We start from the raw sequence: 14,492 nt of genomic DNA on the forward strand, positions 1-14,492 counted from the left end.
GGCCGGCCCGGCGAACGCCGGGCCGGCCAGGGTCTGTCGCTCCCGCAGGGCTACAAGGTACGGGCGAGCCGGTCGGCGAGGATCCGGGTGAACCGGGACGGGTCCGCCAGCTCCCCGCCCTCGGCGAGCAGCGCCATGCCGTACAGCAGCTCGGCGGTCTCGGTCAACACGGTGCTGTCGGCGCCCTGCTCGTGCGCCTTGCGCAGCCCGGTCACCAGCGGGTGGGTCGGGTTCAGCTCCAGGATCCGCTTCACCTGGGGCACCTCCTGCCCCATCGCCCGGTACATCTTCTCCAGCGTCGGCGTCATGTCGTGCGCGTCGCCGACCACGCAGGCCGGCGAGGTGGTGAGCCGGGTGGAGAGCCGGACCTCCTTGACGCTGTCGGCGAGCGCGCCGGTCATCCAGGTCAGCAGGTCGGCGTACTCCTGCCGCTCGGCCTCGGCCTTCTCCTTCTCCTCGTCGGTCTCCAGGTCGACCTGGCCCTTGGCGACCGAGCGCAGCGTCTTCCCGTCGTACGCGCCGACCCGCTCGACCCACACCTCGTCCACCGGGTCGGTGAGGATGAGCACCTCGTAACCCTTGGCGCGGAACGCCTCCAGGTGCGGCGAGTTCTCGATGGTGGCCCGGTTCTCGCCGGTGGCGTAGTAGATCTCGGTCTGGCCGTCCTTCATCCGCTCGACGTAGCCGCGCAGGGTGGTCAGCTCGGCCGGGTCGTTGGTGGAGGCGGCCCGGACCAGGTCGAGCAGGGCCTCGGTGTTGTCCGGGTCCTCGAGCAGGCCCTCCTTGACCACCGCGCCGAACTCGGTCCAGAAGGTGCGGTACGCCTCGGCGTTCAGGTCCTTCAGGGTGGCCAGGACCTTCTTCACCAGGCGGCGGCGTACGGCGCGGATCTGCCGGTCCTGCTGCAGGATCTCCCGGGAGATGTTCAGCGACAGGTCGTGCGCGTCCACCACGCCCTTGACGAAGCGCAGGTAGTTGGGCATCAGCGCGTCGCAGTCGTCCATGATGAACACGCGCTTGACGTAGAGCTGCACGCCGCGACGGCCCTGCGGGGAGAACAGGTCGAGCGGGGCGTGCGAGGGCAGGAAGAGCAGCGCCTCGTACTCGAAGGTGCCCTCGCCGCGCATGTGGATGGTTTCGAGGGGGTCGGCCCAGTCGTGCGCGACGTGCCGGTAGAACTCCTTGTACTCGGCCTCGTCGACCTCGTCGCGGGAGCGGGCCCAGAGCGCTTTCATCGAGTTGAGCGTCTGCTCCTCGCGGGTGGTCGCGCCGTCCTCGCCGGACCGCTCGACGGTCATCCGGATCGGCCAGGCGATGAAGTCGGAGTATCGTTTGACGATCTCCCGGATGGTCCACTCGGCGGTGTAGTCGTGCAGGTTGTCCTCGCTGTCGGCGGGCTTGAGGTGCAGGGTGACCGAGGTGCCCTGCGGGGCCTCGTCGACCGTCTCCACCGAGTAGGTGCCCTCGCCGGTGGACTCCCAGCGGGTGCCGCCGCGCTGCCCGGCCCGGCGGGTCAGCAGGGTCACCCGGTCGGCGACCATGAACGTGGCGTAGAAGCCGACGCCGAACTGGCCGATCAGCTCCTGGGAGGCGGCGGCGTCCTGGGACTCGCGCAGCTTGCGCAGCAGCTCGGCGGTGCCGGACTTGGCGATGGTGCCGATCAGGGCGATCACCTCGTCGCGGGACATGCCGATGCCGTTGTCCCGGATGGTCAGCGTCCGGGCGTCATTGTCGACCTCCAGCTCGATGTGCAGGTCCGCGGTGTCGACCTCGAGGTCCTTGTCGACCAGCGACTCCAACCGCAGCTTGTCCAGCGCGTCGGACGCGTTCGAGATGAGTTCCCGCAGGAAGACGTCCTTGTTCGAGTAGATCGAGTGGACCATCAGCTGGAGCAGCTGACGGGCCTCGGCCTGGAACTCCAACGTCTCAACCCGGTCGCTCACACCGACTCCTTCCACCAGTTCTCGGGGCTTCCGGCGGAAAGGATACGAGGCGTGCGCATCGGTGCAGCGCAGGGTGGCGGAAACTCGACTGGTCCAACCAGTTGACGGGTTGATGTGTCCGGGACCACACTGCTGGCCATGGCCTTCGCCCCCGTCCCCCGCGCCTCGGTCTCCGACCACGTCTTCGGCCAGCTCCGCGACGCCATCGTCAGCGGCCGCTACCGGCCCGAGGAGACCCTCCCCGGCGAGCGGGAGCTGGCCGCTACGTTCGCGGTCAACCGGCACGCCGTGCGGGAGGCGCTGCGCCGGCTCCAGCAGCTCGGCCTGGTCCGGGTCAGCCAGGGCGGCGCGACCCGGGTGCTCGACTGGCGGGTGCACGCCGGGCTGGACCTGGCGCTGTCGCTGGCCCGCTCCGGCGACGTACTCCCGGTGGAGACGCTGGTCCGCGACATGCTGGAAATGCGGGCGTGCGTCGGCATCGACGCGGCCCGGCTCTGCGCCGAGCGGGCCGACCCGGCGGTGACCACCGCGCTGGTCGCGGCCGCCGAGGAGTACGGCTCGCTCGCGCCCGACCTGGGCCGGATGGCCGAGGCCAACATCGCGATCTGGCGGCTCGTGGTGACCGGCAGCGGCAACACCGCCTACCTGCTGGCGTTCAACAGCCTGGTGGCCGGCACGCTGGCCATCGGCGACGTCCCCCCGGACGCCCGCGCCGCCGAGCTGCTCGACGTGGCCGGCCACCGCCGGCTCGCCGCCGCCATCGAGGCCGGCCAGGGTACGGCGGCCGCCCGGCACGCCCGGGCGCTGCTGACCGCGCCGGTCACCACCCCCACCCCCGCCACCCGAAGGGAAGCCCGAGCATGATCCCCGCCGTGCTCTACGCCGTCCCGGCGTTCCTGCTGCTCGTCATCATCGAGGCCGTCTCGTACCGGTTCCTCCCCGACGACGACGAACGCGGCTACGAGGTACGCGACACCACCACCAGCCTCTCCATGGGGCTCGGCAGCCAGATCATCGGCGTGCCGTGGAAGCTGCTCACGGCCGGCCTCTACGCCGGGCTATGGCTGGTCGCGCCGATCCACCTCTCCCCCGGCGACTGGTGGACCTGGGTGATCGTCTTCTTCGCCGACGACATCGCCTACTACTGGTTCCACCGGCTGCACCACGAGGTACGCGTGCTCTGGGCCAGCCACGTGGTCCACCACTCCAGCGTCTACTACAACCTCTCCACGGCCCTGCGACAGAGCTGGACGCCGATGACCTCGCTGCCGTTCTGGCTGCCCCTGGCCCTGCTCGGCATCCCGCCGTGGATGATCTTCCTGCAGCAGTCGATCAGCCTGCTCTACCAGTTCTTCCTGCACACCGAGCGGATCAACGTGCTGCCCCGGCCGATCGAGTTGGTCTTCAACACCCCGTCGCACCACCGCGTCCACCACGGCTCCAACGCGGAGTACCTGGACCGCAACTACGGCGGCATCCTGATCGTCTGGGACCGGCTCTTCGGCACCTTCGAGCCGGAACGCGCCGCCGTCCGGTACGGGCTGACCAAGAACATCACCACCTACAACCCGCTACGGGTGGCCACCCACGAGTTCGCCGCGATCTGGGCCGACGCCCGGTCCGCCGGCTCCTGGCGGGACCGCCTCGGCTACGTGTTCGGCCGGCCCGGCTGGCAGCCCTCCCGGTGAGGCGCTCCTGGTTGCCCCTGTTCGGGGCGGTGGCTCTGCTCGAACTGGTCGCGGTGGCGGTGGACTCCACCGTGCTCCAGTGGACGGCCAAGCCACTGCTCGCACCGGTGCTGCTGGCGTACCTGTGGTCGGTGCGGCGGCGGGTCGACGGCGTGGCGGTCGGGCTGGTCTGTGCCACCGCCGGGGACGTGGCCCTGCTGGTGCCGGGCCGGACCGCGTTCCTGGTCGGCATGGGCTGCTTCCTCGGCACCCAGGTCGGCTTCGGCACCGCGTTTCTGCGGCGCCGCCGGCCGCCCATTCCGGCGGTGGTGGCGTACGTGGCCCTGTGGGCGGTCGCCAACGGTCTGCTCTGGGGTGCGCTCGGGCCGCTGCGACTGCCGGTGCTCGGCTACAGCCTGGCGCTGTCCCTGATGGCCGCGGCGGCGACCGGGGTGTCGGCCCGTACGGCGACCGGCGGGGCGCTCTTCCTCGTCTCCGACCTGCTGATCGGGGTGGGCGCGGCCGGGCTCTCCCTGCCCGGTCAGGGCCTGCTGGTGATGACGACGTACATCGCCGCGCTGTTCCTGATCACCACCGGCTGGTCGGTCGCCCCGGCCCCCGCCGCGGCGGCCCCTCCGCCGTCGGCGGTGCTCGCCTGACACGACGCGGCGCCCGCCCGGTTGATCCACTCGGGATGCGGCAGGTCGCGGTCTCCGGCGCGGCGGACACCCCGACCTGCCGCAGGGCGAGTCGATCACAACCGCCGGGCTACCCGCGCTACGCTGGACCGGCGATGGGAGCGTATTCGCGGCGAGTGCCTGTCCCGAACGCAATCCCTAGACGTGATCAGGGAAGCAGCAGGATCATGGACTTGACCCGCGTGCGGTGGCGCAAAAGCACGAAGAGCGGCAGCAACGGCGGCGATTGCGCCGCGGTGGCCGGCAACCTGCCCGGCGTCGTCGCCGTACGGGACTCCACGGACCCCAACGGCCCGGTCCTCGCCTTCACGCCGTCGGCCTGGCAGTCCTTCGTCGCCGACCTCGCCGAACGAGGCTGATCCCCACGCGGAGCAACCAGGCTGTGCCGGTGCGAAGGGTCGCCCTCGCCCGGTGGCTGCTCGGTACCCGCGCTGATCCCACCGCTGTGGAGATCGGAGTACGGCGTCGCCTCGCTGGCGGCGTCGTGTCACCGCTGGTCGAGCGGGTCGAGGTCGTCGCCGTACGGTCGGACGGTCGGCGAGATCGGTGCGACGTGGTCGCGAAGCATGCCTCCGCCGCAGAGGTGATCGCCCTGCGCGAGGCCGCGGCGACACCCGCCGCCGACGCTTTCCCGCATCTGATCGACGCCGGCGCCGACGAGTCCGGCCCGTGGGTGGTGACGCCCTACTATCCGGGCTCGACCCTGCCGTGGGATGCGGCGGTCCCGGAGGCGGTGTTCGCGAGTCTGGCCCGGCTGCACCACCGGCACCTCGGGCGTTCGCGCGCGTTGCCGGCCGCTCTCTCCCGCGTCGATGAAGCGTTCTGCCGCCACACGTTCCTGGGCTTCGCCACCTCGGGAATTCGCCATGCTCAGCGTAGAGATCCCCACCTCGTCCACGATCGGGCCCTGGACCTGCTCGATCGATGGTGCCGCGACGAGCGCATCCACGCCGGGCTGCACCTGCTACCCGCCACCCTGCTGCACGGCGACGTGTACGGCCACAACGTGGTCGTGGCCGAGGACGAGTCCGACCCGCCTCGTCTGATCGACTGGGGAAGCTCCCGGGTCGGCCCACTCATGCTGGACGTCGCGCTGTCCGCCGACACGTCATCGGCCGGGTTCTCCGCGTACCTGCGGGCGTGGGAGGACGTCGCCGGGCGTCCGCTCGATCCGTGGCAGGCGCACGCCGGGCATGCCTGGGCGACCGCCTTCAGCAGTGCGATGTTCGTCGGCGCGGTCGCCGAACGGTTCGGGCCGGAGCCGGCCGAGGAGATGCTCGACCGGGGCGAGGCCGCGCTGGGCCGGTTCGGACACCTGCTCGCCGACCGTTGATCCACTCAAGCGCCCGTCACCCGGTCAGTTGACTTGGACCGGGGTGGAGAGGAGTTCGTTGTCCGCGCCGAGCGGGTCCCGGTTCTGCTGCACGGCGGCCACGCCTGGAGAAGCGATGGCGTGGTTGAGACAACCTGTGGTTTCGACCAAGGGGCCGGCCGGCCGGCTAGCATGCCCTGTGCGCGACAGCGACCTGCCGGAGCCGCCGACCTTCGCGGAGCTCACCGCCTGGGCGGGCGCCGGGCGGGTCGTCCGGGCGGATCGGGCGGCCCTGACCGGATGGCGGCTACCCGCCGTCCAGCGGTCCGCGCTCGTGGAGTCGGGCGTACCCCTGATCGACGGTCTGGTCGACGCGGTGGTGTTCCGGCCGGACCGGTCGCGGTACCGGCTGGCGGAGGAGTGCGGCATGGCCGCCGGCGATATGTCGATGGCGTACGTCGCCGCGCCGGAGACGGGGCGGGTGTTGCGGGTCGCGGAGTCGGACGGGCATGCCTGGTTCGTCAACTCCTCGGTCTGCCACTTGCTGTGCTCGCTGCACATCCTGGGCAGCCGCCTCGCCGCGTCGAGCGTCCTGACCGGGCCCGACGACGATGAGGACGAGGACGCCGCCCTGGCCGAACTAGCCGCCATCGCGGACGAGATCAGAGCCGTCGACCCGGCCGCCTTCGCGGGCGACGACCATTCGTCCTGGTTCTGGCCGGCGGTTCTCGATCGCTGGCTCTACTGACGGCGCGCCGGTGCCAGGCGGATCCGGCACCGGCTTCCGGTCGACGCTGCTCGCCTGGGAGTGCCAGGTGGTGCGCGGGGCGCCTCCGGGCGCCGCGCCGGCGGGTATCCTGCCGGCGTGGCCAGGGAGAACGGGCGCAAGCTGATCGCCTCGAACAAGAAGGCGCGGCACGACTACACCATCCTCAAGACGTACGAGGCGGGGATCGTGCTGGCCGGCACCGAGGTGAAGTCGCTGCGCGAGGGGCGGGCGTCGCTGGTCGACGCGTTCGCCCAGGAGCGCGACGGCGAGATCATGCTGTACGGCCTGCACATCGCCGAGTACGGCTACGGCACGTGGACCAACCACGCGCCCCGGCGGACCCGGAAGCTGCTGCTGAACCGGGTGGAGATCGCCCGGATCCTGGAGAAGCTGCGCGACGGCGGGATCACCCTGGTGCCGCTGTCGATGTACTTCTCGAACGGCTGGGCCAAGGTCGAGGTGGGTCTGGCGAAGGGCAGGAAGTCGTACGACAAGCGGCAGGCGCTCGCCGAGCGGGACGCCAACCGGGAGATCGCCCGGGAGTTGGGCCGCCGCCTCAAGGGCCGCACCGTCGCCCGCTGACCGGTCCCCACGACGGTGGGCGGCACGCTAACCTGCCGCCCGTGACCTCTCGACCCGAGCCGGATTGCCCGATCTGCGCCAAGCACCGGGGCGAGGGCGCCCTCGTCGGGGAGGTGCTGTGGGCGGACGAGCAGCTCATGGTCTCGCACCGCCCGGTCGGCCCGGACGGCACCGTCATGCTCGGCTACCTGTTCGTGGAGACCCGCCGCCACGTCCCCTACCTGGCCGACCTGACCGAGGCCGAGGCGGAGGCGGTCGGCCGCCTGGCCCGGCGCGCCGCCGTCGGCCTGCGGGCGGAGCTGCGTCCCGAGTTCGTGTTCACCGCCGTGGTCGGTATGGGTGTCGCCCACTTCCACCAGCACCTGTTCGTACGGCACGCCGGCACCCCTGACGAGTACGACTGGTTCTCCGGGAGCCAGTGGCCGGACGCTCCCCGGGGCACCGGCGCCGAGGTCGCGCGCCTGTGCGCGCGGCTGCGGCCCCATCTCGCCTGAACGGGCCGGTAGCGGGCCGTGAGCCGCCGACGGCACGTCAACAAGACTTCTTGTACATCATATGTTGTCGGTCTAGGGTGAGGCTCGTGACGGACGAGCCCACCACCCTGCACCTCACCGACCCCCGCGCCATGCGGGCGCTGGCCCACCCCACCCGGCTACGCCTGCTCGGCGAACTGCGCGTCCGCGGCCCGCAGACCGTGGGAATGCTCAGCGACATCACCGACGAGGCGGTCGGGTCGGTCAGCTACCACCTGGGCAAGCTGGCCGAGCACGGCTTCGTCCGGGAGGCTCCCGAGCTGGCCCGCAACCGCCGCGAACGCTGGTGGCGGGCGGCGCACGCCCGCACCTCGTGGGAGCCGGTCGAGACGCTCGCCGACCCGGAACGCAAGGCCGCCTCCGACCTGCTGCGCCGCGCCATCCTCGACCGGTACGTCGACCAGCTGCGGAACTACCTCGACGCCGAGGCCACCCTCGACCCGCAGTGGGTACGCGGCACCACCAGCAGCGACTCCACCCTGCACCTGACCAGCGACGAGTTGGTGGAGCTGCGGGCGGACCTGGCCGCGCTGGCCGAACGCTGGCGGGCCCGCAGCGACGCGAACCGTCCCGACGCCCGCATGGTCACCCTGATGTACCACGCGTTCCGGAGCCCTCGATGACGACGGCCGCCGCGCGTCGGGCCCCGCTGATCGGCCTGCTGGGCGCGCACGTCGTCTCCTTGACCGGCAACATGCTCACCCTCATCGCGCTGCCGCTGTACGTGCTCGCCGAGACCGGATCCCCGGCGGCCACCGGCCTCGCCGGGGCGTGCGCCACCGCCCCGGTCGTGCTCGGCGGCGCCTTCGGCGGGGTGCTCGTCGACCGGATCGGCTACCGCCGGGCCAGCGTCCTCGCCGACCTGGTCTCCGGCGTGACGGTCGCCGCCATCCCGGTGCTGCACACCACGGTCGGGCTGCCCTTCCCGGCGCTGCTCGGCCTGGTCTTCGTCAGCGGCCTGCTCGACACCCCCGGCCAGACCGCCCGTACGGCGCTGCTGCCCGAGGCGGCGACCGCCGCCGACGTACCGACGGAACGGGCGATCGGCTGGTTCGAGGCCACCGAGCGCGGCGCCCGCCTGATCGGGGCGCCGGTCGCCGGCCTGCTGGTCAGCGCGCTCGGCGCGCTGCCCGTGCTGGCGGTGGACGCGGCGACCTTCGCCGTCTCGGCGCTGGCGGTCGCCGTCCTGGTACCGGCCGCCCTGCGCCCGGCCGATCCGGCGCCGGCCTCCTCCGGCGGGTACTGGCGGGACTTCGCCGCGGGGTTGCGCTTCCTGGTCCGCGAGCCGCTGCTGCGCGCCATGGTGCTGCTGGTGCTGGTGACCAACCTCTTCGACGCCACCAAGAGCAATGTCCTGCTGCCGGTCGTCGCCGCCCGTGACCTCGGCGGGGCGACCGCGTTCGGCCTGCTGGTCGGCGCGATGGGTGGTGGCGCGCTGGTCGGCTCGCTGCTGTTCAGCGCGGTGGGACACCGGCTGCCCCGGCGGGCCACCTTCGTCACCGCGTTCACCCTCGCCGGCGCGCCGCCGTTCTGGGCGTTGGCCGCCGCACCTCCACTGCCGGTGGTGGCCGCGGTGTTCGCGCTGGCGGGGCTCGCCGCCGGCGCGATCAACCCGCTGATCGGCGCGGTGAAGCTCGAACGGGTGCCGGCGCACATGCGGGCCCGGGTGTACGGCGTGGTCGGGGCGGGCGCCTGGGCCGCGATGCCGGTCGGCGCGTTCGGCGCCGGTCTCGCCGCCGACCGGTTCGGCACCACCGCCACCCTGGTCACCGTCGGCACCTGCTACCTGCTGGTCGTGGTCACTCCCCTGCTCGGCGGGCCCTGGCGGTCGATGCGCCGACCCCCGACCGCCGATCAGGAGCAGCCCCACCCGTCGCCCGCGACCGCCGGCCACGCCGCCGACTGACGGCCCGGGACGGGACCTCCGGCCCTGCCCGCACCGACCACTTCGCACATACCCTTAGGGGTATAGGAGGTGGTCCACGATGAGACGACTTCTGGTGCTCGGCGCGGGCACGGCCGGAACTATGGTGGCCAACAAGCTCCGCCGCCGGCTGGACCGCGCCGACTGGGACGTCACCGTCGTCGAGCAGCGGGACCGGCACTACTACCAGCCCGGATTCCTGTTCATCCCGTTCGGCGCGGCCCCCGCCACGGCCTTCCGGCCCACCGGGTCGCTGCTGCGCTCCGGGGTGAACCTGCGGCACGGCGAGATCGACCGGGTGCTACCCGCCGAGAACGAGGTGCTGCTCGTCGGCGGCGAGCGGCTCCCCTACGACCAACTGGTCATCGCCACCGGCGTGACACCCCGCCCCGACCAGACGCCCGGCATGCTGGACCCGAGCCGGTGGCGGAAGAGCGTCTTCGACTTCTACACCTACGACGGGGCGGTGGCACTGTCGCACGCGCTGCGGCGGTTCCCCGGCGGGCGGATGGTCGTGCACGTCACCGACCTGCCGATCAAGTGCCCGGTGGCGCCGCTGGAGTTCGCCTTCCTCGCCGACGCCTGGTTCCGCGAGCGCGGCATGCGCGACCGGGTGGACCTGGTCTACGCCACGCCGCTGGCCGGCGCGTTCACCAAGCCGGTGGCGGCCCGACACCTCGGCGCGATGCTGGCCGAGCGGAAGATCGCCCTGGAGCCGGACTTCCTGGTCGAGCGGGTCGAGGACCACCGGCTGGTCTCCTACGACGACCGGGAGATCCCGTACGACCTGCTGGTCACCGTGCCGCTGAACATGGGCGCCGAATACGTGGCCCGGTCCGGGCTGGGCGACGAGCTGAACCTCGTCCCGGTGGACCGGCACACCCTGCTCTCCACCGCCTGGCCGAACATCTTCGCCGTCGGCGACGCCAACGACCTGCCCACCTCCAAGGCCGGCTCGGTGGCGCACTTCTCCGCCGAGGTGTTCGTGGACAACTTCCTCCGGCACGTCCGCGGCGAGCCGATGACCGGCAGCTTCGACGGGCACGCCAACTGCTTCGTCGAGTCCGGCGACGGCCGTGGCCTGCTCATCGACTTCAACTACGACACCGAACCCCTGCCCGGCAGCTACCCGATCCCCGGCGTCGGCCCGTTCCGGCTGCTCCGGGAGAGCCCGGTCAACCACTGGGGCAAGCTCGCGTTCCGCTGGCTGTACTGGCACGTGCTGCTGCCCGGGCGCCCCGTCCCCCTGCCGGCCCGGATGTCGATGGCCGGCAAGCACCCCGAGGAGTGATCGCGATGACCGTCACCAGCATCGCCGGGCGCGAGATCCACGTCGACGCCGAGGGCTTCCTCACCGCGTACGACGAGTGGGACGACGACCTGGCCACCCAGCTCGCCGCGCAGATCGGCCTGGAGCTGACCGACGCGCACCGGCGGATCCTCACCGCGCTGCGCGCCGACTACCGGCAACACGGGGAGACCGCGACCCTGCGCCGGGTCACCGGCCTGACCGGCGTCCCGACCAGGGAGCTGTTCGCGCTCTTTCCGAAGAAGCCGGCCAAGAAGATGGCGTACGTCGCCGGCCTGCCTAAGCCGCGCGGCTGCGTGTGAGAGGAGGAACGGCCATGACCACCACCGCCACGGCGACCCGACCGACCGTGGTGCCGGACTTCGACGCCGACACCGGCCGCAAGCTCGCCATCATCTGTTCCAAGGGCAGCCTCGACATGGCGTACCCGGGCCTGGTGCTGGCCAACGCCGCACTCGGCGAGGGGGTGGAGACCCACCTGTTCTTCACCTTCTGGGGCTTCGACATGATCACGAAGTCGCGGATGGCCGACCTGAAGTTCACCCCGGTCGGCAACCCGGCCACGCACGTCCCGCAGGGCCTGGGCGGCCTGCCCGGGATGACCGCGCTCGCCACCCACCAGCTCCGCCGGCAGATCGCCGAGCTGGGCGTGCCGGACGTGCCGGAGTTCCTCGACCAGATCGTCGCCTCCGGCGGGCACCTCTGGGCCTGCCGGATGTCGGCCGACCTGATGCACCTCACCGAGGACGACCTGTACGAGCGGGTGGAGGGCATCATCAGCGCCGCGGACTTCATCGAGAAGACCGACGGGGCGCAGCTGCTGTTCATCTGAGGTGTTAGGAGGGGCCCCCTGTACAACGCGAGGCGTTAACAGGGGACCCTTCCTTTCGGGAAGCGCTCTCTTGACAGTTCGGGACTTCGTTCATAGCTTCATCGAAGTCTATCTTTATAGTTTGTTTACCGTTCGGCCGGCCCGTCCCCCGGCCGCGCGGGGACAACCCGAACCCGAGGGAGGCACCCGTGCGCAGCATCCGCACCATCGCCGCCGTGGCACTCGCGGCCGTGGGTCTCACGGCCGCGCTCACCACCATCCCCAGCACCCCCGCCATGGCCGGACCCGGCGCCGTGACCTGGTCCGACGACTTCAACGGTGCCGCCGGCGCCGCGCCCGACGCCAGCAAGTGGCGGTACGACACCGGCGGCAGCGGCTGGGGCAACAACGAATTGCAGTACTACACCACGAGCACCCGCAACGCCGCCCTCGACGGCAACGGCAACCTGGTCATCACCGCCCGCAAGGAGAACCCGAGCGGTTTCAACTGCTGGTACGGCAGCTGCCAGTACACCTCGGCCCGGCTGCTGACCCGGGGCACCTTCGCCCAGGCGTACGGCCGGTTCGAGGCGCGCATCAAGATCCCCCGCGGGCAGGGCATGTGGCCCGCGTTCTGGATGCTGGGCAACGACATCGGCACCAACCCGTGGCCCAACAGCGGCGAGATCGACATCATGGAGAACGTCGGCTACGAGCCGTCCACCGTGCACGGCACCATCCACGGGCCGGGCTACTCCGGCGCCGGCGGGCTCGGCGGCGCCACCTCGCTCCCCAACGGGCAGGCCCTCGCCGACGCCTTCCACACCTACACCGTCGACTGGGCGCCCGACTCGATCACCTGGTACCTCGACGGGGTCGCGTACTCCCGCAAGACGCCAGCCGACGTGGGCGGCAACAAGTGGGTCTTCGACCACCCGTTCTTCATGCTGCTGAACGTCGCCGTCGGCGGCAACTGGCCCGGCTCGCCGGACGGCAGCACCGTCTTCCCGCAGACCATGGTCGTCGACTACGTCCGGGTGCAGGCCTGGGACAGCGGCGGCGGGACCGGCGGCCCGATCGTCGGCTACGGCGGCAAGTGCGTGGACGTGGCGAGCGCCAACACCGCCAACGGCACCCCGATCCAGCTCTGGACCTGCAACGGCACCGCCGCGCAGCGGTGGACCTGGGCGTCCGACGGCTCGGTCCGCGCCCTCGGCAAGTGCATGGACGTCACCGCCGGGTCCACCGCCAACGGCGCCAAGGTGCAGCTCTACGACTGCAACGGCACCGGCGCCCAACGCTGGGTGTTCACCTCGGCCGGCGACATCGTGAACCCGCAGTCCAACAAGTGCCTGGACGCCACCGGTGTCAGCTCCGCCGACGGCACCCGACTGCAGATCTGGGACTGCACGGGCGGCGCCAACCAGAAGTGGCAACGCTGACGCGCTCCGACCGGGGCCCGGCTCTCCCTCGGGGGCACCGGGCCCCACCGGCGGTCCGGGATACCGTGAGGGGCATGAGTCCGGTCCGGGCCGACACCATCCGCACCGACCGGCTGGTTCTCCTGCCGCTGCTCGTGCGGCACGCCGAGGAGATGGCCGCCGTCCTGGCCGACCCGCACCTGCACACCTTCATCGGCGGCGCTCCCGCCGATCAACAGGCCCTGCGCGCCCGCTACGAACGGCTCGTCGCCGGGTCCCCCGACCCGACCGTCTCCTGGTGCAACTGGGTGATCCAGCTCCGCGACGAGGCGTGCCTGGTGGGGACGGTCCAGGCGACCGTCACCGGCCTCGCCTCCGAACGCGTCGCGGAGGTCGCCTGGGTGGTCGGGACTCCCTGGCAGGGGCGGGGCATCGCCGGCGAAGCAGCCCGAGGGCTGGTGGCCTGGCTCGAAGAACAACGGGTGCACACGATCATCGCCCACATCCACCCGGAGCACCGGGCATCCGCCGCCGTCGCCACCGCCGCCGGCCTGACCCCCACCGACGTCCGGGACGAGGGTGAGATCCGCTGGACCAGGTCCACCGGGAGCTGACGCGTAACCTGGCGCCATGACGGAAGTCCTGCGCTACGCCGCCTTCACCACCGACCCGGCAGCCGGCAACCCCGCCGGCGTGGTCCTCGACGCGGGTGGCCTCACCGACCCGCAGATGCAGGACATCGCGGCCGGCATCCGATACTCAGAGACGGCGTTCCTCACCGCCACCGGCCCCGGCGACTTCGACGTCCGCTACTTCAGCCCGCAGGCCGAGGTGCCGTTCTGCGGCCACGCGACCATCGCCTCGGCGGTCGCGGTCGCCGAGCGCGGCGGCACCGGGGAGCTGACCTTCCGGACGCGCGCCGGGACCGTCGCGGTGTCGACGGCCCGGGACGCCGACGGACGCCCCACCGCGACCCTGACCAGCGTGGCGCCCTCGGACACGCCGGTGGCTCAGCACGATCTCGCCGAGGCGCTCGCCGCCCTGGGCTGGGCCCGCGGGGACCTCGACCCGGCGTTGCCGCCCCGGGTCGCGTACGCCGGCGCCCACCACCTGATCCTGGCCGCGGCGACGCGGGAGCGGCTGGCCGCCCTCGACTACGACTTCGACCGGCTCCGCGACCTGATGCGGCGCCAGGACTGGACCACCGTCGCGCTGGTGTGGCGTGCCACCGGCACGGAGTTCGACGTACGCAATCCGTTCCCGGTCGGCGGGGTCGTCGAGGACCCGGCGACCGGTGCGGCCGCCGCCGCGCTCGGCGGCTACCTGCGTACCCATGGGTTGGTCGAACCGCCGACCACGCTGCGCCTGCACCAGGGGGCGGACCTGGGCCGGCCGGGGCTGCTGGTGGTCGACGTTCCGGCCGCGGGCGGCATCCGGGTGACCGGCAACGCCGTGGCCATGCCCGACCCGTCGGAGAGCTGAACAGGCCGGGGCCCGGCTTCCCACAGGAGAGCCGGGCCCCG

At 72.0% G+C, this 14,492-nt stretch carries 17 protein-coding genes and 1 pseudogene; 17 read left to right on the forward strand and 1 reads right to left on the reverse strand.

Annotated elements, in window-relative coordinates:
• Positions 1–50 precede the first annotated feature (50 nt).
• Positions 51–1,883: a molecular chaperone HtpG gene (htpG, locus tag ACZ6S5_RS03255; RefSeq protein WP_465997418.1), complete on the reverse strand. Its 1,833-nt coding sequence runs from the start codon at positions 1,881–1,883 to the stop codon at positions 51–53.
• A 198-nt stretch (positions 1,884–2,081) separates the two neighbouring features.
• Here htpG and ACZ6S5_RS03260 point away from each other — a divergent pair, with 198 nt between their 5' ends.
• The 17 genes and pseudogenes from ACZ6S5_RS03260 to ACZ6S5_RS03340 all read left to right on the forward strand — a co-directional run bounded on the left by ACZ6S5_RS03260 (position 2,082) and on the right by ACZ6S5_RS03340 (position 14,451).
• Positions 2,082–2,807: a FadR/GntR family transcriptional regulator gene (locus ACZ6S5_RS03260; protein WP_465997240.1), complete on the forward strand. Its 726-nt coding sequence runs from the start codon at positions 2,082–2,084 to the stop codon at positions 2,805–2,807.
• Positions 2,804–3,631: a sterol desaturase family protein gene (locus tag ACZ6S5_RS03265; RefSeq protein ID WP_465997242.1), complete on the forward strand. Its 828-nt coding sequence runs from the start codon at positions 2,804–2,806 to the stop codon at positions 3,629–3,631. The genes ACZ6S5_RS03260 and ACZ6S5_RS03265 overlap by 4 nt, the downstream gene beginning before the upstream one ends.
• Positions 3,632–3,642: 11 nt before the next feature.
• Positions 3,643–4,269 (forward strand): lysoplasmalogenase, encoded by a 627-nt coding sequence (locus ACZ6S5_RS03270; RefSeq protein WP_465997244.1) that lies wholly within the window; start codon positions 3,643–3,645, stop codon positions 4,267–4,269.
• A 117-nt stretch (positions 4,270–4,386) separates the two neighbouring features.
• A pseudogene (locus tag ACZ6S5_RS03275) lies at positions 4,387–4,485 on the forward strand (XRE family transcriptional regulator); the annotation flags it as partial.
• Complete coding sequence (locus ACZ6S5_RS03280; protein WP_465997246.1) at positions 4,476–4,667, forward strand: DUF397 domain-containing protein; 192 nt, start codon at positions 4,476–4,478, stop codon at positions 4,665–4,667. The pseudogene ACZ6S5_RS03275 and the gene ACZ6S5_RS03280, both read left to right, overlap by 10 nt.
• 29 nt (positions 4,668–4,696) lie before the next feature.
• Positions 4,697–5,641, forward strand: a complete 945-nt coding sequence (locus ACZ6S5_RS03285) for a phosphotransferase (RefSeq protein ID WP_465997248.1) — start codon at positions 4,697–4,699, stop codon at positions 5,639–5,641.
• A 178-nt stretch (positions 5,642–5,819) separates the two neighbouring features.
• Positions 5,820–6,368: an SUKH-4 family immunity protein gene (locus ACZ6S5_RS03290; RefSeq protein ID WP_465997250.1), complete on the forward strand. Its 549-nt coding sequence runs from the start codon at positions 5,820–5,822 to the stop codon at positions 6,366–6,368.
• A gap of 117 nt (positions 6,369–6,485) precedes the next feature.
• Positions 6,486–6,971, forward strand: a complete 486-nt coding sequence (smpB, locus tag ACZ6S5_RS03295; protein WP_465997252.1) for an SsrA-binding protein SmpB — start codon at positions 6,486–6,488, stop codon at positions 6,969–6,971.
• Positions 6,972–7,012: 41 nt separating this feature from the next.
• Positions 7,013–7,465 carry an HIT family protein gene (locus ACZ6S5_RS03300; RefSeq protein WP_465997254.1) on the forward strand — a complete coding sequence of 151 codons (453 nt, stop codon included), beginning with the start codon at positions 7,013–7,015 and terminating at the stop codon, positions 7,463–7,465.
• A gap of 86 nt (positions 7,466–7,551) precedes the next feature.
• Positions 7,552–8,127, forward strand: a complete 576-nt coding sequence (locus ACZ6S5_RS03305) for a helix-turn-helix domain-containing protein (RefSeq protein ID WP_465997256.1) — start codon at positions 7,552–7,554, stop codon at positions 8,125–8,127.
• A complete protein-coding gene (locus ACZ6S5_RS03310; protein ID WP_465997258.1) occupies positions 8,124–9,410 on the forward strand; it encodes an MFS transporter in 1,287 nt (428 codons plus the stop codon). Before ACZ6S5_RS03305 ends, ACZ6S5_RS03310 begins: the two co-directional genes overlap by 4 nt.
• Positions 9,411–9,489: 79 nt before the next feature.
• Entirely contained in the window at positions 9,490–10,719 is a 1,230-nt protein-coding gene (sqr, locus tag ACZ6S5_RS03315) for a type III sulfide quinone reductase, selenoprotein subtype (protein ID WP_465997260.1), read from the forward strand.
• 5 nt (positions 10,720–10,724) lie between these two features.
• Complete coding sequence (locus ACZ6S5_RS03320) at positions 10,725–11,039, forward strand: TusE/DsrC/DsvC family sulfur relay protein (protein ID WP_465997262.1); 315 nt, start codon at positions 10,725–10,727, stop codon at positions 11,037–11,039.
• Positions 11,040–11,053: 14 nt separating this feature from the next.
• Positions 11,054–11,569 carry a DsrE/DsrF/DrsH-like family protein gene (locus ACZ6S5_RS03325; protein ID WP_465997264.1) on the forward strand — a complete coding sequence of 172 codons (516 nt, stop codon included), beginning with the start codon at positions 11,054–11,056 and terminating at the stop codon, positions 11,567–11,569.
• A gap of 188 nt (positions 11,570–11,757) precedes the next feature.
• Positions 11,758–12,990: an RICIN domain-containing protein gene (locus ACZ6S5_RS03330; RefSeq protein ID WP_465997266.1), complete on the forward strand. Its 1,233-nt coding sequence runs from the start codon at positions 11,758–11,760 to the stop codon at positions 12,988–12,990.
• Positions 12,991–13,064: 74 nt separating this feature from the next.
• A complete protein-coding gene (locus tag ACZ6S5_RS03335) occupies positions 13,065–13,583 on the forward strand; it encodes a GNAT family N-acetyltransferase (RefSeq protein WP_465997268.1) in 519 nt (172 codons plus the stop codon).
• Positions 13,584–13,599: 16 nt separating this feature from the next.
• Positions 13,600–14,451, forward strand: a complete 852-nt coding sequence (locus ACZ6S5_RS03340; protein WP_465997270.1) for a PhzF family phenazine biosynthesis protein — start codon at positions 13,600–13,602, stop codon at positions 14,449–14,451.
• The last annotated feature ends 41 nt before the right edge of the window (positions 14,452–14,492 follow it).

Source organism: Micromonospora sp. NPDC051924 (genome assembly GCF_055586005.1).